20 protein-coding genes are annotated in these 20,089 nt (G+C 28.3%); 5 read left to right on the top strand and 15 right to left on the bottom strand.

Translation table 11 applies throughout. The features are described 5' to 3' along the window. Window positions 1-40: 40 nt before the first annotated feature. A complete protein-coding gene (locus tag EW093_RS08625) occupies window positions 41-850 on the bottom strand; it encodes a tyrosine-type recombinase/integrase (RefSeq protein WP_187759650.1) in 810 nt (269 codons plus the stop codon). A 319-nt stretch (window positions 851-1,169) separates the two neighbouring features. Here EW093_RS08625 and EW093_RS08630 point away from each other — a divergent pair, with 319 nt between their 5' ends. Beyond that, window positions 1,170-1,820 carry an HAD family hydrolase gene (locus EW093_RS08630; protein ID WP_223111591.1) on the top strand — a complete coding sequence of 217 codons (651 nt, stop codon included), beginning with the start codon at window positions 1,170-1,172 and terminating at the stop codon, window positions 1,818-1,820. Window positions 1,821-1,863: 43 nt separating this feature from the next. Here EW093_RS08630 and thrC read toward each other — a convergent pair whose 3' ends face one another. Beyond that, a complete protein-coding gene (thrC, locus tag EW093_RS08635; RefSeq protein ID WP_149568007.1) occupies window positions 1,864-3,168 on the bottom strand; it encodes a threonine synthase in 1,305 nt (434 codons plus the stop codon). Between the two features lie 9 nt (window positions 3,169-3,177). Next, window positions 3,178-4,548 (bottom strand): aspartate kinase, encoded by a 1,371-nt coding sequence (locus EW093_RS08640; RefSeq protein ID WP_149568008.1) that lies wholly within the window; start codon window positions 4,546-4,548, stop codon window positions 3,178-3,180. A 117-nt stretch (window positions 4,549-4,665) separates the two neighbouring features. On the opposite strand from EW093_RS08640, the gene murA reads away from it, so the two are divergent. Then, window positions 4,666-5,946 (top strand): UDP-N-acetylglucosamine 1-carboxyvinyltransferase, encoded by a 1,281-nt coding sequence (gene murA, locus EW093_RS08645; RefSeq protein ID WP_149568009.1) that lies wholly within the window; start codon window positions 4,666-4,668, stop codon window positions 5,944-5,946. Here the strand turns inward: murA and EW093_RS08650 are convergent. Next, window positions 5,921-7,318 carry a hypothetical protein gene (locus EW093_RS08650; protein ID WP_149568010.1) on the bottom strand — a complete coding sequence of 466 codons (1,398 nt, stop codon included), beginning with the start codon at window positions 7,316-7,318 and terminating at the stop codon, window positions 5,921-5,923. The genes murA and EW093_RS08650 overlap by 26 nt on opposite strands. 231 nt (window positions 7,319-7,549) lie before the next feature. Here EW093_RS08650 and EW093_RS08655 point away from each other — a divergent pair, with 231 nt between their 5' ends. Then, window positions 7,550-7,768 (top strand): hypothetical protein, encoded by a 219-nt coding sequence (locus EW093_RS08655; protein ID WP_149568011.1) that lies wholly within the window; start codon window positions 7,550-7,552, stop codon window positions 7,766-7,768. A gap of 109 nt (window positions 7,769-7,877) precedes the next feature. On the opposite strand, the gene EW093_RS08660 is transcribed toward EW093_RS08655, so the two are convergent. Together EW093_RS08660 and EW093_RS08665 are read right to left on the bottom strand one after the other, a co-directional pair. Then, window positions 7,878-8,423: an STAS domain-containing protein gene (locus EW093_RS08660; protein ID WP_149568012.1), complete on the bottom strand. Its 546-nt coding sequence runs from the start codon at window positions 8,421-8,423 to the stop codon at window positions 7,878-7,880. A gap of 148 nt (window positions 8,424-8,571) precedes the next feature. Then, window positions 8,572-9,162, bottom strand: a complete 591-nt coding sequence (locus EW093_RS08665; RefSeq protein WP_149568013.1) for an RlmE family RNA methyltransferase — start codon at window positions 9,160-9,162, stop codon at window positions 8,572-8,574. Between the two features lie 37 nt (window positions 9,163-9,199). Here EW093_RS08665 and EW093_RS08670 point away from each other — a divergent pair, with 37 nt between their 5' ends. Further along, window positions 9,200-10,255 (top strand): polyprenyl synthetase family protein, encoded by a 1,056-nt coding sequence (locus EW093_RS08670; protein WP_149568014.1) that lies wholly within the window; start codon window positions 9,200-9,202, stop codon window positions 10,253-10,255. 301 nt (window positions 10,256-10,556) lie between these two features. Here the strand turns inward: EW093_RS08670 and jag are convergent, their stop codons facing one another. From jag to dnaA, 9 genes are all read right to left on the bottom strand, one after another. Continuing rightward, entirely contained in the window at window positions 10,557-11,210 is a 654-nt protein-coding gene (gene jag, locus EW093_RS08675; protein ID WP_149568015.1) for an RNA-binding cell elongation regulator Jag/EloR, read from the bottom strand. Window positions 11,211-11,255: 45 nt separating this feature from the next. Beyond that, entirely contained in the window at window positions 11,256-13,022 is a 1,767-nt protein-coding gene (gene yidC / locus EW093_RS08680; protein WP_149568016.1) for a membrane protein insertase YidC, read from the bottom strand. 52 nt (window positions 13,023-13,074) lie between these two features. Continuing rightward, complete coding sequence (gene rnpA, locus EW093_RS08685) at window positions 13,075-13,392, bottom strand: ribonuclease P protein component (RefSeq protein ID WP_149568017.1); 318 nt, start codon at window positions 13,390-13,392, stop codon at window positions 13,075-13,077. Beyond that, entirely contained in the window at window positions 13,373-13,528 is a 156-nt protein-coding gene (gene rpmH / locus EW093_RS08690) for a 50S ribosomal protein L34 (RefSeq protein WP_149568018.1), read from the bottom strand. Before rpmH ends, rnpA begins: the two co-directional genes overlap by 20 nt. 103 nt (window positions 13,529-13,631) lie before the next feature. Further along, a complete protein-coding gene (locus EW093_RS08695; protein ID WP_187759651.1) occupies window positions 13,632-14,054 on the bottom strand; it encodes a DciA family protein in 423 nt (140 codons plus the stop codon). After that, window positions 14,041-14,415, bottom strand: a complete 375-nt coding sequence (locus EW093_RS08700) for a P-loop NTPase family protein (RefSeq protein WP_149568020.1) — start codon at window positions 14,413-14,415, stop codon at window positions 14,041-14,043. The genes EW093_RS08695 and EW093_RS08700 overlap by 14 nt, the downstream gene beginning before the upstream one ends. Before the next feature lie 122 nt (window positions 14,416-14,537). After that, the gene (gene recF / locus EW093_RS08705; protein ID WP_149568021.1) at window positions 14,538-15,122 is read right to left on the bottom strand and encodes a DNA replication/repair protein RecF; all 585 of its coding nucleotides are present in this window, start codon (window positions 15,120-15,122) and stop codon (window positions 14,538-14,540) included. Window positions 15,123-15,128: 6 nt separating this feature from the next. Continuing rightward, the gene (gene dnaN, locus EW093_RS08710) at window positions 15,129-16,235 is read right to left on the bottom strand and encodes a DNA polymerase III subunit beta (protein WP_149568022.1); all 1,107 of its coding nucleotides are present in this window, start codon (window positions 16,233-16,235) and stop codon (window positions 15,129-15,131) included. 194 nt (window positions 16,236-16,429) lie between these two features. Continuing rightward, on the bottom strand, window positions 16,430-17,884 hold the full coding sequence (gene dnaA, locus EW093_RS08715) for a chromosomal replication initiator protein DnaA (protein WP_149568023.1): 1,455 nt from the start codon (window positions 17,882-17,884) through the stop codon (window positions 16,430-16,432). 285 nt (window positions 17,885-18,169) lie between these two features. Between dnaA and gyrB the strand changes: the two genes are divergently transcribed. Beyond that, entirely contained in the window at window positions 18,170-20,080 is a 1,911-nt protein-coding gene (gyrB, locus tag EW093_RS08720) for a DNA topoisomerase (ATP-hydrolyzing) subunit B (protein ID WP_149568024.1), read from the top strand. The last annotated feature ends 9 nt before the right edge of the window (window positions 20,081-20,089 follow it).

Consider the following 20,089-nt stretch of genomic DNA (forward strand, 5'->3'; position numbering starts at 1 on the left):
CTACATTACCTTAAATAGATTGCTTGGTAAAATACTTTTTTTAATCCAAAGGATTTTTAATCATTCTAATATTAGGAAGAGCTACATGTGTATAAAGTTCTGTGGTTTTTATGTTCTTATGACCTAGAAGTTCCTGAATATATCTAATGTCTGTGCCCTGTTCAAGAAGGTGAGTAGCAAAAGAGTGTCTTAGAGAATGTACTCTAACATGCTTTTTTATATTTAGATCCTTAACCTTCCTGTTCATTATGGCCTGAACAGATCTAATTGAAATATGAGAACTATATTTAGCACCCGGAAATAAATAATCTCTTGGTTTCTCCATATCTATATAATAATTAAAAAGTTCTTTGGCTTTATTGGACAACAAAGTATACCTATCTTTTTTACCTTTAGCTCTTTTAATATGAATAAGGTTTCTACCTGTATCAATATCCTCAGGTTTTAAAACTACTACTTCTCCAACCCTTAGCCCCGAAGAGTAAATCAAGGTAAAAATGACCCTATGTTTTAAATTTGATATAGAGTTTATTACTGTTTTGACTTCCTCTATACTTAAAACCTCAGGAAGAATCTTCTGCTTTTTCAAGAAACCTATGCCACATTTTATTCCACATTTATCTACATATTTAGAATAGAAATTAATAGAATTAATTATCTGGTTTATTGTATTCTCTTTATATCTATTAGACTCTATTAATTCTAAAATATAGCTATTTATGCTGTCTTTTGTAAATTCGTATCCCAAGGATATAAACTTTGAAATATTGCTGCTATATACCTTTATAGTTCTAAAAGAGTAACCCTTTAGTTTTAATATGTTAGTTAATTCTACAATCTTCTCATCCATACAAGTAGTATAATAAATACATATTTTATAATTCAGCAATGGAAAGAGTAAGGATATTTTTGGTCCATCTTCTAGTTTAGAGATGGAAATAGATCCATTATGTACAAACATTATCTGCCAACATAAAATTAAACCTGAACCTATCTGTATTGTAGTATAAAAAGGCAAAAAAGCCTTGGCTTCTGATCCTTCAGATAAACCATTATAATTATTTACTATATTAATTAAGAATATCTCTCTATTTTTAAATTATTCCCAAAAAGACCTCTTTAATATTATTGTGTTGCAATAAAAGTTGTAATAATTGTAGAGTTTGGCCATGGAGAAAAAATTGATAAAACTAAAAAAGCCTATAGATAGTATTATATTCGATTTAGATGGAACACTATGGGATCCATCAAACGTTATATTAAAAGCGTGGAAGGAAGTTATATCTAGTTATCCGCAAGTAACAAAAGATATAACTAAAACTGACCTTGAATCATTATTTGGTTTACAACACGATTTAATTAGTAAAAAATTATTTCCCTACTTAGAAGTAGAATTAGCAAATAATATAATGAATGAGTGTTTTGAGTATGAAAACAAGGCAATTAAACAGTATGGAGGAGACTTATATAGTGATTTAGAAGAAGTATTATCAAAACTATCTAAAAACTACAACCTCTATATTGTGAGCAATTGTCAATCAGGTTATATTGAGGCATTTTTTTCATACCATAAATTAGAAAAGTATTTTATTGATTTTGAGTGTTCAGGAAATACAGGTAGACCTAAAAATGAAAACATAGAAAGTATAATTAATAGAAATAGTATAAGAAGTACTCTATATGTTGGGGATACCACAGGGGATTTAAAAGCTGCCGAACTAAATAATATCCCGTTTATCTTTGCTACTTATGGTTTTGGTCAAGTTAAAGATAATAGATATAATATCGATAAATTATCTGATATTTTTACATTATTATAAAAAAAAGAGGCCTCTAGGACCTCTTTATATCTAAATTCTAAGTTTAATAATTAGTTACTAAAAATTTTTCAAGTTCTGAGTATTCATTTCCTATTACTGTAGAAACCTTCTCTTTATTAAGAAGTGATGATAAAGCTGCTGGAAGTTGTGGACTAACTTTTATAGCATCCTCAACAACTTCTACAAATTTACCAGGATGAGCTGTTGATAAAACTAAAGAGTTATATTTTTTAGCTTCAGAATTAGCTTGTTGGAATCTCTCTGTTGCTAAAATACCAACAGCAGTATGTGGATCTAATATTTGACCCCTTTCACTGTAATATCTCTGCATAGTTTTAATAGTATCTTCATCATTTACAAAGTCCCCTTTAATAACTTTTCTAAAGTTTTCAACATTTGAATCAAACATAGTCATCATTCTTTCAAAGTTACTAGGAGCACCTACATCCATAGCGTTAGATGGAGTTTGTACAGAAGGCCTTGGATTATAAATACCACTATCTAAAAACTCAGGAACAATCTTATTATTATTTGTAGCAGCTATAAACTGTTTTACAGGTAGACCCCATTTTTTTGCAAAAAGACCAGCTGTTAAATTACCAAAATTCCCTGATGGGACAGTAAACATTAGATCACTACCAGGTTTAAGCTGGGAATAAGCATATATATAATATAGTGATTGGGGAACTAAACGTCCAATATTAATAGAATTTGCCGAAGTAATATTAACCTTAGATTTTAAATCCTTATTCCCAAATGCCTCTTTAACCATTTTTTGACAATCATCAAAAGTTCCCTTAACCTCTAATGCGGTAATATTCCCACCAATAGTTGTTAGCTGTTTCTCCTGTAATGGACTAACTTTACCAGAGGGGTATAAGATTACAACCTCTATATTATCTTTACCTTCAAAAGCCTTAGCAACAGCAGAACCTGTATCTCCAGAAGTTGCTGCTAATATTACAGCCTTCTCCTTTCTATCCCCTAAAAACTCTTCCATTGAAGATGCTAAAAAGGAGGCACCATAATCTTTAAAAGCACATGTAGGACCTGTATATAACTCTAAAATAGAAATATCTTCTGAGACCCTCATAATTTCAGGTTTAAAAGTAAATGCATTATTTACAATTCTTTTTACAGAATCCTTAGATGTTTCATCTTTAATTAACTCATAAACTATATGTTCAGCAATAGAGTTAAATGACATACCGTGACAGTTTTTTATAAAATCACTCATATCTGGAAATGATTCTGGAAAGTATAGTCCACCATCAGGGGTTAACCCCTGAAAAATGGCATCTTTATATATACTTTTATGATTATTATCCCTTGTACTAAATAGTTTCATATATACTCCTTAACCTAAGAAAGTCTTATGTATTACATTTAAAGCTCTCTCTTTCTCTTCAGACTTAACAACTAATGATATATTTTTTTCAGTAGATCCCTGGGCAATAGCTAAAACATTAACCTCTTCATCCCCTAGGGAGCTAAAGAGCCTACCACTAAAACCAATTCTACCTCTCATATTGTCTCCTATAACAGCAATAATCTCAAGGTTGTTTATAACATCGATTTTTTGTATCTTTTTTTGGTTAATGGCCATTTCTAAATCATCATTTAGAGCTTTAACAGCAGCTTCAACTTCACCGCTTCTACATACAATTGAAATGGAGTGTTCACTAGAAGCTTGGGTAATCATAACTATATTTGTTTCAGACTTTGCAAGGGACTCAAATATTTTAGATGCCATCCCTGGCATACCCATTAAACCACCACCTTCAATATTTATAATTGAAACCCTATCAATAGAGGCTAAACCAGTAATCTCATTTGGATTTTTTCCAACAGTTTTTGAAATTAAAGTTCCTGGAGCATTAGGATTTAAAGTGTTTTTTATATATACCGGAATATTTTTTTCTACAACAGGTCTTAAAGTGTATGGATGAATAACCTCAGCCCCAAAATATGACATCTCCATAGCTTCAGCAATGGATAATTCAGGAACCACATAAGCGTTTTTGACAATTCGTGGATCAGCAGTTAAAACCCCATCTACATCTGTCCAAATCTGAACACTATCCGCATCTAAAGCTCCACCAATAATTGCAGCTGTATAATCACTACCATTTCTTCCAAGAGTTGTAGTAATACACTCAGTTGTTGATGCTATAAATCCAGTAACAACAGCCATACCCTTTTCTGGATCAATTTTTTTGTTAATAAGATCGTAAGTTAATTTAAAATTGACATTACCTGATCCAAAGTTACTATCAGTTTTTATAACCTTTCTAGCATCAATAAAGTATGCCTTTTGACCAATAGAGTTAAGATACTCTGTTATTAAAGTACAATTTAATCTTTCACCAAAGCTACAAATAAAATCAAGACTTCTAATAGAACACTCTTTAACAAGTTCTACACCTCTTAAAATATCTTCTAATTCATCAATAAGAGTAAAAATTAAAGAGTCTACATTCTCTCTATTCTCATCTGTAAATAGTTCATTTATGGCATTATACTGCTTCTCTCTAATTTCATCTAAACACTCTTTATATGTTTTATTTCCATTTTCAGCATATTCAGCACACTCAATTAAAAGATTAGTAACACCCTTCATTGCTGAGAATACAACTACCTCAACACCATTATTAATTGCAATTTCAAGTGCTCCTTTTATTCTAGTTGCATTAGCAACACTTGTTCCACCAAACTTGTATACTTCCATTTTACCGCCTCGAATTAAGGTATAATATAAAATAATATAAAATATTTTTTTATTCTATCTATAAATAGATAAAGTAATTCAATTGACACTGAGTAATATGGAATGTAAAGTTTCGTTATGCACAAGTATATAATTGAAGGTAGTTTTCCTATAGGTGGGAAAATAAAGGCCAATGGAAACAAAAATGCGGCACTCCCATGTATTACAGCCGCTCTATTAACAGATGAACCGGTTATACTACGTAATATTCCGGAGATAGAAGATGTATTAGTTTTATTTGATATATTAAGAGATTTAGGTTGTAGTGTTGAAAAAATTGGACACCATGCATTTAAAATTCAAACTTTAAATATCAAAACTAGTGAAATTTCAGTAGAGAAAGCAAAAAAGGTTAGAGCTTCAATACTTTTTGCTGGTCCACTATTAGCAAGAACTGGTAAGGCTGTTTTTCCTCCTCCAGGTGGTGACGTAATAGGAAGAAGAAGACTAGATACTCATTTTATTGCTTTAAATGCATTAGGAGCACAATTAACAGTTGATGGTTTATTTACTCTAGAGGCTAATAAACTTGTAGGTAAGGATATATTCTTTGATGAGCCATCTGTTACTGCTACTGAAAATGCAATAATGGCAGCTTGTTTAGCTAAAGGTACAACTGTATTTAGAAATGTTGCTTCTGAACCCCACGTTCAAGATCTATGTAATATGATAAATCTTATGGGTGGAGAAATTACAGGAATTGGATCAAATACTCTAACAATTGTTGGTAAAAAGAAGTTAAAAGGGTGTGAATTTGAAATTTGTGCCGATTTTATGGAAGTAGGATCATTTATTGGTTTAGCAGCTGTTACCCATGGAGAGTTAGAAATAACTCATGCAGATCCTCAAAATATGAGGAATGCTAAAATAGCCTTTAATAAGCTAGGTGTTCATTGGGAACAAGATGAAAATAATATATATGTACCTGCCAATCAACCACTTAAAATAATTAGAGATATGGGTAATAAAATTCCAATTATTTCTAATGGTCCATGGCCAAACTTTCCACCGGATTTAATGAGCATAATGGTGGTAGTTGCAACCCAGGCAGAAGGAACTGTGTTGATACACGATAAAATGTTTGATTCTAGAATGTTTTTTGTGGATAAACTAAACTCCATGGGGGCAGGAATAATTCTATGTGATCCTCATAGAGCTGTTGTAAACGGTCCTGGAAAATTAAATGGGGCTGATTTAGTCTCCCCAGATGTAAGAGCTGGTATGACAATGGTTATAGCTGCCCTATGTGCCCAAGGTAAGAGTACTATTCAAAACGTTTATCAAATTGAGAGAGGTTATGAAAACATAGCTGAAAGACTAACAAATCTTGGAGCTAAGATAGAACGTGTTTTGGATTAAATTTTTTAATTAAAACTGCTAGTATTAATATATAAAATATACTTATTATAATTAAAGATAGGCCTAATCCTGAATCAATAAGGATTAGGCCTATCCTTTTTATAAACCATCTAATACTTAATATAGAGATTGAATACGCAAAAAAATAGTCTACAAATCCCCTATTATCTATAAAAACAAAAGACATAAAAAACAGTATCAATATTGATAAGTATGATACAAACCTAGTTAATAATAAGTTATTCAGTTTGCTCTCTTTAAAATATTTAGTAGATTGTAAGGAGAGAACCTTTATATTAAAGTGAAGGGAAGAAGTTGATAGTTCTAGTAGTTCCTTTGAAAAAAGTTTCAAGTCTTCTGGTTTAATTGGTAGGTTAGGTTTATCAAAATTATATACAAATTCATAGTCCTCTTTAAAGCCCGATGAATAAATTTTACTAGATTTATCAATATATAAAAATGGGTAGAACTTACTATTTATTTTTACATTCTGTAAAAAGAACTCACCATCATCTTCTACTAATTTTTCTATTGTAAATAGTTTTACACCATCCTCTATAGAGTAGAACCTAATATCACTATAACCTGAACTATTTAACTTATCTAGAACCCTATCTATGGAGTAATAATCATCAATCAAAATAGTATAACAACTCTGTAATTTTATTTCAAAATCTTGATCAACAATGGAGTTATTCAATTTTTCTAGACAAAAGTAGTATGCCTCCAAAATTTTATTTTGATTAATTAAGTTTTTATATCTTATGGTCTCTATGTATTTCTTATCATCTACGTCGAAACCTAATGTTAACATACCTTTTATTGCTTCTTTTTTTATTAACTCTATATCCCGTTGTAATTCCTTGTTATATGATTCTAAATCTGCATAAATCCAAGCACTGGTATACTCTTTTTTTTCTAAATAATCTCTAGCCTTTTCCAAATTATTTTTAAGTATTTGATCAGAAGTACTTACAACTTTACTAATTTTAAAATTATTATCAAATTCAGTTATATAGTTTGGTAGAGAAATATTTTTTTTTAAAATATTTGGATAAATAACTTCACACATAATAAGTGTGAAAACAAGAGATAAACAAGAGACAATTAGAATAGAAATCCTATTAGAGTCTCTATTAAAATAAAAATAAAAGGTTGAAAAAACAAGGTTAAAATATAAATAAAGAGAGCTAAAATAACTTAATGATTTTGATAAAGACCCTAGTGAAATAGTAAAAAGAAATAGAAAAAAAAGACCAAAAAATAAAAGATAAAATAGAATAATCTTTAGATATTTATTCATCTTATCTCCGATTTTTTTAATAGATACAGACTCATCAATAAAATGGTAGAGTTCAAATAAAAATCCCATATATAGATAAAAAAGAATAAAAAACAAAACATAGTTAAAGTTAATATTATTAAACTCTGTTTAAATACTCTATCAATATATAAGAGAAGGGAGTTATTAAAAAAAAGTATAACAAATGATGTAGGTATAATATATTTTGTTAAATCCCACTTTTGAAAATCTAAAAGGACATCTTTAACAAAGGACAAATTTAAAAAACTAAATTGTTTTATATTAAATTCACCTCTATCTATGAACAATTCAGGTTTTATACTAAGAGTAATTCTAAATGCATCATTATCAACAAAAAATTTTGATAACAAAAGATACAATATCCAATTTACAAGTGTATTTATGATAATATCTGTTGTGGATTTATTCTTAGTTACTAAAATGAAGATAAATTGGCTAAATATAAAAAATAGTCCCTTTGTTTCATATATTAAATATTTAGATATATATAAAAATTGATAACTGGAATATATATTTCCATTAAGAAAGAATATAAAAATTGTTAAGAAGAAAGTAATAAATATTAAGATAATACTTCTAAAAATGATATTATCCATAAATTTATATATTAACCTAAGAAAACCTGACCTGTCTTATCTATAGCTAAAATAGTTTTACATTCACTACATCTAAATCGACCAGATTTACTTGCTTTTAATTTCTTTGAACATATAGGACATTTGAAAATTTTAGGAAATATTGTTTTTTCAGCTGCTGATGATCCAGTATTTGAGAAAAACTCTATAGCCTCATCTAAGTTTCTCTTAATATTAAAGAATTTAGAAAAACCTAATAGTTGAAATACTTCAAATACTTTTGGTTGAACATCAATTAAGACTAAATCTCCATTTTTTCCTTTAACTAGCTTTAAAAAAGCAGTAAATGAACCAATACCAGTACTAGAAACATAATTTAAACCACCGCATTGAAAAATTAATTTATTAAATCCAGCATTTACAGCTTTTACAATACGTTTTTGAAATAAGTTTGAGTTATAAGTATCAATATACCCAGTAAGATATAGAACTAGCGCCTCATCTCTTACATGAAGATTTATTTTTAAACTGTCATCTTTCTCAAGATCGAAACCTTGAACTATGCTATCATTGCTCATAAAACCTCTTATTTAAAACTTTTATATTACTAATTTATTTAATTATATACTAATAATATTGAATTAATCTATATATTCATATTTTATACTAAATGTTAATAAATAATTTACTTAATTTTAACACATACCTTTATAACTTTCAAACAATTCATTTTTTATTTAATCCAATAAAATATGTTTCGAAAGATTCGCTTCTAACTGATTTAGGTTTAAATGTCTTAACATCATTAAATAGCAACTTCATTCTATCTAGTATAAGTTTTGAATCCTCACCCTGGAATATCTTAAATACAGCACTTCCACCAGGTTTTAATATATTATCGGCTAAATTTAAAATTTCTAAAACAAGATCATAACTTCTAGAAGTATCTGTTAATCTATTTCCTGTTGTAGATGGTGCTGCATCACTTAAAACAACATCAAATGGTCCTTTTTCACAAAGAAAATTGACTGTTTCTTCTTTAAAAACATCACCTTGCATAAAAAAAAGATTTGGATATGTTTTTTTTAGATTAAGTGGTTTTAGATCGGCTCCAACAACAAGACCCTTTCCCTGAGTAATTTTTAACGCATACATAGTCCAACTGCCTGGAGCAGCACCAACATCAATTATTTTTTGACCAGGTTTTAATATTTTAAATTTATTCTGTATCTCCTCTAATTTATATACAGATCTTGCAGGATATCCCTCTTTTTGAGCTTTTAAACTATAGTGATCCAATTTATCTCGTCTTCCCATTCTACCAACTCCTAACTATTTATAATACAATAATATTATGAATAAACAATATAACATATTATTAGAAAAAATAGAAAATGAGATGTTATCCGTTTTACCATTGAAATGTGATAAAAACTGGATATATAAGGCAGTAGGAAACTTAAATACTAATATTAGTATAGAGTCATCAGATATTATAAACAAACCCGCTAATGAGCTTATATATCGTGGAGGAAAGAGATGGAGACCTATGGTTCTTTTATTAACATCTTTATGCCTAGATGGAGATAAGACTGTGTCATTAATATTAACACCTATAGTTGAGTTAATTCATAATGGAACACTTCTAATTGACGATATTGAAGATAAAGCTACCCAAAGAAGAGGAAAAAAAGCTGTTCATTTAATTTATGGAGATGATATGGCTATAAATAGTGGAAATCATCTATATTTTATTCCAACAACAATAATCGATGATTTAAATATTTCTGATAGTTTAAAATTAAGAATATATGAAAGTTATACCCAAAATATGAGACGTCTTCATTTTGGTCAGGGTATGGATATTCAATGGCATAATGATCTATACAAGATACCTACTGTTGAAGAGTATATTCAGATGTGCAAGTTTAAAACAGGCTGTCTAGCTTCAATGTCAGGGGAATTAGGAGCAATAGCAGCTGGTGTAGATACTGCTTTAACTGAAAAGATTAGAATAATATGGGAAGAAATAGGTGTAGGTTTTCAAATATTAGACGATATAAAAAACATAACTACTGGTAATCCTGGAAAACTTAGAGGAGATGATATTGTAGAAGGGAAAAAAAGTTTACCAGTAATTCTCTACTGTAATAAACATGATAATACTAAACTTCTAAACAATATTGACAAAGCAAAGAAAAAAGGAATAAAAAGAGGAAGAAAATTTGTAGAAAAATCTATCTCAATTTTAGAAAAAAGTGGAGTAATTGAAGAAGCTAATAATATTGCTTTAAAAATGCTTAATGATAATATTGAAAATCTTAATACCTTATTACCCAATAATAACGAAAAAGAAATTCTAGTGAATATTGTAAAGAGTTTTGTAAATAGTATAATTTCTAAAGAATAAACAAGTTATCCACAATCTATATTAAAATTTTCTGTGAATTTGTTATATTTATTAACAAGTTATCCACATTTCCCTATTTATTAGTAATGAATTTAAATTCATTAAAATATATAGGGGAATTCATTTTAATGCATAAAAATAGCTAAAATACATAATATATGAATATTTATACTGTTTTTTCATATGTAAGTAGTGAATTTCCACATATTAACATATATTTAATTGAAAAATATACATTTCTTATCATTTTTATTAACATGTTATCCACAAGCAAAAAAAACCACCCTAAGGTGGTTTTTATCTATCTAGTTCCTTTATATATAACTCTAATCCGTTTAAAGGTTCCCTCACCTTCACTTTGAGTAATAACATCATCAACTTCATTTAAAGCAGAGTGTACTAACCTTCGTTCAAATGGGTTTAAAGGTTCTAATAGTCTCGAACTTTTAGTACTGCATACAATATCTGCTGTTTTTAAAGCAGATCTTACAATATTGTCTTCTCTTCTAGTTCTATAGTTTTCAACATCTAAAATAATTCTTAAAGAAGATTCATCTTTATTTATAAATTTTCCTGCATATACATTAACTAGTAACTGTATCGCATCTAAATTTTTTCCTCTTTTTCCAATAATAATAGCAGAATCATCTGTTATTATATCCAACATTAGTCTTGTCTCTGAACGTTCAAGAATAACAACATTACTATTGTATCCCATTTTTGAAATAATTTGATTTGTAAAATCAATTATACTTTTTTCAAAATCATTTTCTGCCACTGAATTATTATCATTATTATAATGTATTCTAATTTTAACAGAGGATTTTTTAAATAAAAAACCCTTACTCTCTGTCTCCATTATTTCAACATCAAACTCGTCTCTTTTTAGACCTAATTCATTTACAGCTTTTTCAATAGCTTCTTTTTCAGTTTTTCCTGCGAATTCTCTTATCATAATTTTAACACTCCTGGTTAAAGTAAATTTTATTGAGTAATTACGCTATTTTTTTCTGCCTTTCTTTTTATTTTTCTTCTCTAATTTTTCTTTTAAAATTAAATCATGTTCTTTATCAGATTTCTTTTTACTCTGAATTTGTTGTGCAGAACTAATAACATTTTGTGTAATCCAATATAATAGTAAACCAGAACTTTGATTATACATAATAAAGAAAAACATTATTGGCATACCTAGCGTCATCATTTTAGTCTGCATAGCAGATGCACCACCAGCAGGACTACCTTTTTGATTATTTTGAGTAAACTTCATTGATATTAGTTGAGTTGCAACATAAATTATTGGTAATAATCTTAAGGCATCCCACCCTAGTATTGGAAGTTCAAAACCAAATTGGAATATATATTCAGGTTTAGAAAGGTCAATAATCCATCCTGGAATAAATGTAGAACCACGTAATCCTATGTATTCATTAAATAGAGAGTAAAATGTTATAAAAATTGGCATTTGTAATAACATTGGTAGACACCCACCTAATGGATTTACTCCCTCTTTTTTATATAATTCAGCAGTAGCAGCATTTAATTTTGCCGGATCATCCTTATATTTATCCTGTAAAAGTTTAATTTCTGGTTGAATAGTTTGCATTTTCCCCATAGATTCAAAACTTTTTTTAGTAAATGGGTATAAAATAATCTTAATTAAAATAGTTAATACAATAATAGATATACCAAAGTTATTGATAAGTGCGTTTATTAATTCTAAAACCCACATAAAAAACATACCTAAAAACCAAAAGTTTATAATCTTGTTAATATTAGTATCTTTTAAATTCCAACCATTTTTATCAGATCTATTATATTTTTCTAAAATAGATTTATCTTTAGGTCCTAAATAAATTTTGTATGTATCTTCAATGTAAGAATTATTTAAATTTGATCTATTTAAGTTAAGCTCACTTGAAATTTTACCTTCAATATTAGTAGTTGAATAGTCAATAGTAGGATTATTATTATCAGGAATAATTGCTAATGTAAAAAACTTACCCTCTATAGCAGCCCATTCATACTTTTCATCAAAAGTTAAAAAATCTCTTTTAACCTTTAGTTCATCCCTTTTTCCATCTGTAAAAACTGAAAATTTTCTATAATCTTCTCTTCGATCCAATTTCTCAAAATTTGGGCCAATCTGTTTAGTAACATTTAAAGAGTATAAGGATCCATCACTATTTAATGGAATAATAGTATCTTCACTATTTTTTATTGTAACTTTGAGTTCAAACATATATTCATCTGGTAAAAATTTATATGTCTTAATTAAAGTTATAGGAGATGATTGATTTCCATTGTTTTTATTAAGAGTAAATGTTCTTTTAAATTGAAATGTATAATCGTCTAATTTTTCATAAGAAAAAACCTTATTAAAAACTGTATCACTTAATGTTATATCAAGGAGTGAATTATTATCAATTTCTTGTAAAACTAAATCAACTTCTTCGTCTCTATCAACATCAACTTTATAATTTTTTAATTTTAAGCTACTAATATTAGCACCTTTTGTATTAAAAGTTACATTAAAAACATCAGTATCTAGATTTATTAACTCTTCTTTATAGTTTGATTCATCTTCTATAGAGATAATTGTATTGTTTACAATTTTATCTTCTTCTATAGTTATTTCATTTGTTTCAATTATTGCCGTATTATTTTCGGTTACAGTTTCATTTGGTGGATATAGTTTTGTATTTAAAACCTGAAACCCTAAAAATACAATTGTACTTAACACTATTGCAAGAACTGTTCTTTTTTCCATTATTATTATTTCCCCATCGATTCATCAACTTTCTTGTACAAATGTGCTTTGCTTAACAGATTATAAAATTGAGATTCTCTTTTTTTTGGTTATATAAACCAGGATATAAAATAATAATAATATCCATACCTGTCAAAATTTTATCTTTATTTAATCTGTATAATTCTCTAAAAATACGCTTTGCATGATTTCTTTCGACAGAATTGCCAAATTTTCTCACTATAGTTATTGCAAAACGACTATAGGATAAGTTGTTCTTTAAATAAACTACTTTTGCCCCTGCAGTATTACTTCTACTGCCGGTGGCAAAAACAGTTTTTAGATCAGACTGTTTACTTAGTCTTTCGTTTCTAGTAAGGGTTTTTCTCATTAGCAACTGATAATTTAGCTCTACCCTTTCTTCTTCTTCTAGCTAACACAGCTCTTCCAGCTTTTGTTGCCATTCTCGCCCGGAAACCGTGCTTTCTGTTTCTTTTTACCTTACTTGGTTGATAAGTTCGTTTCATACCTTAGAATAACTCCTTATATCTATAATCACTTCTAAAAATTCAATAAAACAAGTGACTGTAATATACTTTTATAATAAATCAAATGTCAACTATCTAATTATTACACTTCAGATCTTTTGCTCATTTTTTTCAGTAATGACAAAAAATCTTTGTCTATTTCTTCTCTTTTTCCTTGAATATTCTCATTTTCGGTATTGTTTTCCCTAAAATTAAACTTATCTTCACTTTTAGTCTTATTTCTATCCGTAAAATGAAATTTTATTTTTTTAATTTTTAATTCAGGAAAAGCCCTATTAATTTTACTAATAATCTGTTTTTCCTTAGCCAAAATTAATTGCTTCCAACCAGTATGATCAATTTCAATAATTAAATTACCATCGATTACATCTTTAATTTTACTGTTTTTTCCTATCTTTTCACCAATAATATTTTCCCACGACTTATTAAAGTCAATATACTGCTCACCTTGAGATTTTTGCAAGTCATCAAAAAAAACGTTTAGTAAATCACTAGCTTTTTTCATTAAAGATACCTCCTTCACTAACATAATATATCTTTGCTTTATGCTCTTCTAAAGCAGAACTATCAGGTAAAAATGTATAAAATGCCTGATCATACGGGGGTAGTTTTTGCATAAATTTTGTTCTTTTTTCATTATCAAGTTCTAATAATACGTCATCTAACAGAAGTATTGGTTTTCTTCCAGTTTTTGTATAATAAAAATTTCCCTGGGAAGCTCTTAATATTAGCGATGCTAGTCTAAGTTGGCCTGTTGATGCAAAATTATTAAAGTTTTTATCATCAAAAATAAATTTAAAATTGTCTCTATGAGGACCATAACAACTAGTTTTCATTTTTACTTCATAGTCCAGTTTGTTCTTCATATATTCACAAATTTCACCTCGATCATAACTTTTCCAAGATGGAGAATATTCAACACTTAATTTCCCATTTAAATCAGAAATATCCTGAAATAAGCTACTAATTATCCCATTAAAATCATCAACTAGTTCTTCTCTTTTTTAGTTATAATTAAACCATATTCAATAAGCTGTTCAGTATAGATGGAAATTAAATTTTTATCTTTGGATGTTTTCAGAAGTTTATTTCTATTTTTAAGAATATTTTTATATTTTCTAAGTAATGAGACATATTCTGAATCCAGAAGTGAAATAGTCTGATCAAAAAAAAGTCGTTTTTTATCAGGCGAACCTGTAACAAACTCTAAATCTCCATGACAAAAAATAATACATGGCATGTTAAAAATAATATCCCTTCTATCTACAATATTATTTTCATTTAGTTCAATTTTTTTTATACCATTAACAAATTGAATTCTAATTTTATTTAGACTATTGTCATTTTTCGAAAATTTAGCTGCTGCTGCCATCTGTTTTTCATTATGCTTCAAAATGATGTTGTCATTTTTTGTTCTAAAAGATGAACCATAACAGAGATAATAGAGAGATTCTAAAATATTTGTTTTTCCCTGACCATTTTTACCAACAAAAAAAACTTCAGGATACTCTAAATTTATTTTTAAATTATCGTAATTCCTGAAGTTATATAGGTAAAGTTCTTTAAAACCCAATTATATTTAATCGACCTGCATTGGTTGTATCATATGTAAAAAATTACTTTTTGGAGAAGAATAAATCATAACTGGCCTTGCTTCATCAGTAAAACAAAACTCTATGTTTTCATCTTCAATTGATTTTAAAGGTTCCAATAAGTATAAATAATTAAGTGCTATTACAGTTTTAGGACCTTCATATTCACAGTCAAACTCTTCCTTAGCATTTCCAATATCACTCTCTTCGGACAATAAAGTAACTTTATTATCTTCTAAAGTTACAAAAATTCTTCTAGATCTACTTTCAGCTAATAATGAAACACGTTTAATAGCAGTCATAAATTTATTTCTATCAATAATGGCCTTTTTTTCTGGAACTTCAGTAGTAATTCTAGAGTACTGTGGAAATTGTCCTTCAATTAAACTTGAAGATATTTTTTGATTATCAAGTTTAACATGAATAGTTTTATCAACAATAGCTATAGAAATATTTCCTTCACCATTTGACAATTTTTTAATCAAATTTAAAATTTTAATAGGTATTATAACACCTTCAAAATCATTTATTTCATAGGGAATTGCACTATCAATATATGATAATCTTCTACCATCTGTAGCAACCATTAAAGGTTTATCACCACTCTTTTCAAAAAATACTCCATTTAAAAAGTATCTAGTTTCATCGTCAGAAACAGCAAAAATAGTATGATTTATCATTTGGTTATATTCAAAAAGTGGAAGTTCAAAATAGTTATCATTTGAAACATTTACTATTTCAGGAAAATTATCTGATGGAATACATCTTAATTTAAAATCAATATGTTGTCCTATAGGTTTTATAGTAAGTATATTATCATCATTTTTTTCAAATTCAACTTCTGATTCAGGTAAGTTTCTAATAATGTTTAAAAATTTATCACAAAATACTGTTGTTTTACCTGATTCTATTACTTGAACTGGAATTTTAGTTTCAAAGTTTACTTTTAAGTCAGTTGCTTTAATAGTTAATTTATTGTGACCTACTTCTAATAAAACATTGGATAAAATAGACAATGCATTTCTTCCAGAAATAATATCTTGTGCAATCAAAATTTCTTTTAATAATATACTCTTATTACAAGTGAATTTCATTAGTTCTCCTTTTATTATTAATTTATAAAAATTTAGTAGTAATAGTAGTAGGGTCCCTTAATAAGTGTATAACCCTTCTAACTTCTTATATAATATATAATTAAAGCTGTTAATATAGTGTTAACAAAATAACCTCGTTTTACACATATTAACACCTTAAATATTTTGTTAACAATTTAGCTTAGTTTATACACCTAGTTTCCACCACTTTCTTTTACAGTTCTAATTAAATTGTTTATTGTTGGTTCTAACGTTGAGTTAGTTGTTGTCATATCTTCAATCTTCTGACATGCATGCATTACAGTTGTATGATCCCTACCTCCAAACTCTAAACCAATCTCAGTTGTAGAAAAATCAGTGATTTCTCTAATAATATACATAGCAACCTGTCTAGGAAATGTTACAACCTTTGTTCTTTTTTTACTTTTTAGATCTATAGTAGTAACATTAAAATACTCAGCAACTACTTTTTGAACCTTATCTATTGTAATATTTAACTGTAGAGGTTTTTGAAAAACATGTTTTAGTTGTGTCTTTGCTACTTCCATAGTAATTTTTTTTCCAACTAAATCAGCATAAGCAATTAATTTTGTTAAAGCAGCTTCTAAATCCCTAATATTAGTTGTTATATTTTTTGCCATATAGCTTAAAATATCATCTGAAATTTCAATTTTTTTTGAAACAGCCTTATTTCTTAAAATTGCAACTCTGGTTTCAAAATCAGGAGGTAATAAATCAACGTTTAATCCCCTCTCAAATCTACTTCTTAATCTGTCAGAAAAATCTTTTAACTCACTAGGAGGTCTATCGCATGTAAATACAAGTTGTTTATTAGAGTCATAAAGGGCATTAAATGTGTGGAAAAGCTCTTCTTGTGTTGATTTTTTACCAACAAAATCATGGATATCATCAACCAATAAAACATCTACTTTTCTGTATTTATTTTTAAATTGAGATGTTCCTGTTCCTTTACCCTTTGTAGTTCCAATTGCATCAATGAACTCGTTTATAAAAGTTTCTGCAGGGATATAAACAATTTTCATATCTGGATGTTTTTGATGTATACCATTACCAATTGCTTGCATCAAGTGGGTTTTTCCTAAACCAACTCCTCCGTAAATAAGACATGGGTTATAATCTTTTCCTGGGTTATTAACAATTGCTTTACCAGCATTTGTTGGTAGAGAGTTATTATCACCAATAACATAATTTTCAAAAGTATACTCTTTTTTAAGCTGATGATGTTGTCTATCTTCATCTACAACTTTATATTCTTTTTCTTGAACCTCTTCTTCTTCATAATCATCACTTGATTCCGATGATTCTTCTTCAATAACTTTAACTTTAGGTTTAGGACTATTTACTGTTTTAGTAGTTGCAGTATTACTCTTTTGTACAATATCGAACTGTAAATTTATAGGAGTACCAGATAATTCTAAAATCTTTTTTTCTAAAATAGCACTATACCTAATTTTAATTTGATCTTTATAAAAGTTTGATGGAACACTTAATATTATTGAATTTTCACTTGAGGATGAATATTTCATATTATTAAACCACATACTACACTCTTGATCACTTAATATGTTTTCTTCTCTTAGCTGTTTTATAGCTTCATACCAGAATATATCATATTCAATCGAAGACATTATTCCTCCAACTTGTTAATAAATTATCCACATATAAAATTTATTTATATATAAATCTTAATAACTTATTTAACTGTTTACTATACATGCATTTATATATTCTATGAGTATAGTTGTTTATATATGTTTTTCTCTTTGATAAGAATGTATTATACACAATTTATTAACAGGATCAAATAATATGTAAGTTTTCTTTGATTATTTTTTCTAAAAAAGTGTTTCTATTTACTTTTTTGATATCTGGGGCTATAATATTTGAATCCAATCAAATATTAGGTAGAAAACATGCAAAATGATAATTACGACGCTCAAAATATTCAAATTTTGAAGGGTCTAGAAGCTGTACGTAAAAGACCAGGTATGTATATAGGATCTACTGATGCTACAGGACTCCACCATCTAGTTTATGAAATTGTAGATAATAGTATTGACGAAGCATTAGCTGGTTACTGTGATACAATTAAAGTAGAGATCTTAGAAGATAATATTATTAGAGTTACTGATGACGGACGTGGTATACCTGTTGATTACCATGAAGCAGAGGGTATGAGTGCTCTTGAAGTTATTATGACAAAGTTACACGCAGGTGGTAAATTTGATAATAGTACATACAAAGTTTCCGGTGGTTTACATGGGGTTGGTGCCTCAGTTGTAAATGCTCTATCTACTTATTGTACTGTCGATGTTCATAAAGATGGGAAAAAATACACTCAAACTTTTAATAAAGGTATAACAAAGGGACCTATAGAGATTGTTGGTGAAACATCTTTTAGAGGAACTGTAACCACTTTTAAACCAGATGATACTATATTCACAGATTTAGAATATAGTTTTGATATTTTAGCCAATAGATTAAGAGAACAAGCTTTTCTAAATAAAGGTATAAATATTGAATTAGTAGATACAAGGTTAGAAGTACCTAGAGAATCAAAATTTTATTTTGAAGGTGGAGTAAAATCCTTTGTAGAGTATTTAAATAAATCTAAAACAGTTATAAATCCAGAACCGGTTTATGTTGAGTTTGAAAAAGATCAAGTAATCTTACAATTAGCAATGCAGTATAATGATGGTTATTCAGAAAACATTTATACTTTTGTTAACAATATAAATACTAGGGATGGAGGAACCCATTTATCTGGTTTTAAATCAGCATTAACTAGAACTTTAAATGATTTTTTAAAAAAATCAAAATTAAATAAGAAGGTTGATTCTAGTTTATCTGGTGATGATACAAGAGAGGGGTTAACTGCAGTAATTTCTATTAAAATTCCTAATCCTCAATTTGTTGGACAGACTAAGGATAAATTAGGAAATGCTGAAGTGCGTGGAATAGTTGATTCCATAGTTTTTGAAAGATTAACCACTTATTTTGAAGAGTTTCCAGAAGTTGTAGATAGAATAATTGAAAAAAGTATTTTAGCAGCGAAGGCTAGGGCTGCAGCTAAAAGAGCTAGAGAGTTAACTAGAAGAAAAGATGTTTTTGAAACTGGTGGTCTACCAGGAAAATTAGCTGACTGTGCAAATAGAGATCCTTCTAAATGTGAAGTTTATATAGTGGAGGGAGACTCTGCCGGTGGTTCTGCTAAAATGGGTAGAGATCGGGAGTTCCAAGCTATATTACCTCTTTGGGGAAAAATGCTAAATGTTGAAAAAACTAGAATTGATAAAGTTTTAGGTAATGAAAAACTTACACCAATTATACAGGCTTTAGGTGCAAATGTTGGTACTAGTTTTGATGTTGAAAAACTAAGATATCATAAAATTATTATTATGGCCGATGCAGATGTTGATGGATCACATATTAGAACTTTATTATTAACATTCTTTTTTAGATATATGACACCACTTTTAGAAAAAGGGTTTATTTATTTAGCAATGCCACCTCTTTATAAAATTCAACACGGTAAGCATATTGAGTATGTTTATGATGATAAAGAGAAGGATATATATCTTAAAAATTGTGGTATAGATGAAGATAAGCTTAATATTCAACGTTATAAAGGTCTAGGTGAGATGAATCCAGATCAACTTTGGGAAACAACAATGGACCCTTCTAGAAGAAATATTAAAAGAATTAAAATGGAAGATGCTATAGCGGCAGATGAAATTTTTGTAACTTTAATGGGTGAAGAAGTTCCACCAAGAAGAAAATTTATAGAAGATAATGCACTTTCTGTTGCAAATCTAGATATTTAGGTAAAGGAG

Source organism: Thiospirochaeta perfilievii (assembly GCF_008329945.1).
GTDB lineage: Bacteria > Spirochaetota > Spirochaetia > DSM-2461 > DSM-2461 > Thiospirochaeta > Thiospirochaeta perfilievii.

Excerpts from the sequence above, each read along its gene's own strand:
- EW093_RS08625 (WP_187759650.1), bottom strand. The coding sequence starts at position 850 with ATGGATGAGAAGATTGTAGAATTAACTAACATATTAAAACTAAAGGGT.
- EW093_RS08630 (WP_223111591.1), top strand. The coding sequence starts at position 1,170 with ATGGAGAAAAAATTGATAAAACTAAAAAAGCCTATAGATAGTATTATA.
- thrC (WP_149568007.1), bottom strand. The coding sequence starts at position 3,168 with ATGAAACTATTTAGTACAAGGGATAATAATCATAAAAGTATATATAAA.
- EW093_RS08640 (WP_149568008.1), bottom strand. The coding sequence starts at position 4,548 with ATGGAAGTATACAAGTTTGGTGGAACAAGTGTTGCTAATGCAACTAGA.
- murA (WP_149568009.1), top strand. The coding sequence starts at position 4,666 with ATGCACAAGTATATAATTGAAGGTAGTTTTCCTATAGGTGGGAAAATA.
- EW093_RS08650 (WP_149568010.1), bottom strand. The coding sequence starts at position 7,318 with ATGGGATTTTTATTTGAACTCTACCATTTTATTGATGAGTCTGTATCT.
- EW093_RS08655 (WP_149568011.1), top strand. The coding sequence starts at position 7,550 with ATGAACAATTCAGGTTTTATACTAAGAGTAATTCTAAATGCATCATTA.
- EW093_RS08660 (WP_149568012.1), bottom strand. The coding sequence starts at position 8,423 with ATGAGCAATGATAGCATAGTTCAAGGTTTCGATCTTGAGAAAGATGAC.
- EW093_RS08665 (WP_149568013.1), bottom strand. The coding sequence starts at position 9,162 with ATGGGAAGACGAGATAAATTGGATCACTATAGTTTAAAAGCTCAAAAA.
- EW093_RS08670 (WP_149568014.1), top strand. The coding sequence starts at position 9,200 with ATGAATAAACAATATAACATATTATTAGAAAAAATAGAAAATGAGATG.
- jag (WP_149568015.1), bottom strand. The coding sequence starts at position 11,210 with ATGATAAGAGAATTCGCAGGAAAAACTGAAAAAGAAGCTATTGAAAAA.
- yidC (WP_149568016.1), bottom strand. The coding sequence starts at position 13,022 with ATGGAAAAAAGAACAGTTCTTGCAATAGTGTTAAGTACAATTGTATTT.
- rnpA (WP_149568017.1), bottom strand. The coding sequence starts at position 13,392 with ATGAGAAAAACCCTTACTAGAAACGAAAGACTAAGTAAACAGTCTGAT.
- rpmH (WP_149568018.1), bottom strand. The coding sequence starts at position 13,528 with ATGAAACGAACTTATCAACCAAGTAAGGTAAAAAGAAACAGAAAGCAC.
- EW093_RS08695 (WP_187759651.1), bottom strand. The coding sequence starts at position 14,054 with ATGAAAAAAGCTAGTGATTTACTAAACGTTTTTTTTGATGACTTGCAA.
- EW093_RS08700 (WP_149568020.1), bottom strand. The coding sequence starts at position 14,415 with ATGAAGAACAAACTGGACTATGAAGTAAAAATGAAAACTAGTTGTTAT.
- dnaN (WP_149568022.1), bottom strand. The coding sequence starts at position 16,235 with ATGAAATTCACTTGTAATAAGAGTATATTATTAAAAGAAATTTTGATT.
- dnaA (WP_149568023.1), bottom strand. The coding sequence starts at position 17,884 with ATGTCTTCGATTGAATATGATATATTCTGGTATGAAGCTATAAAACAG.
- gyrB (WP_149568024.1), top strand. The coding sequence starts at position 18,170 with ATGCAAAATGATAATTACGACGCTCAAAATATTCAAATTTTGAAGGGT.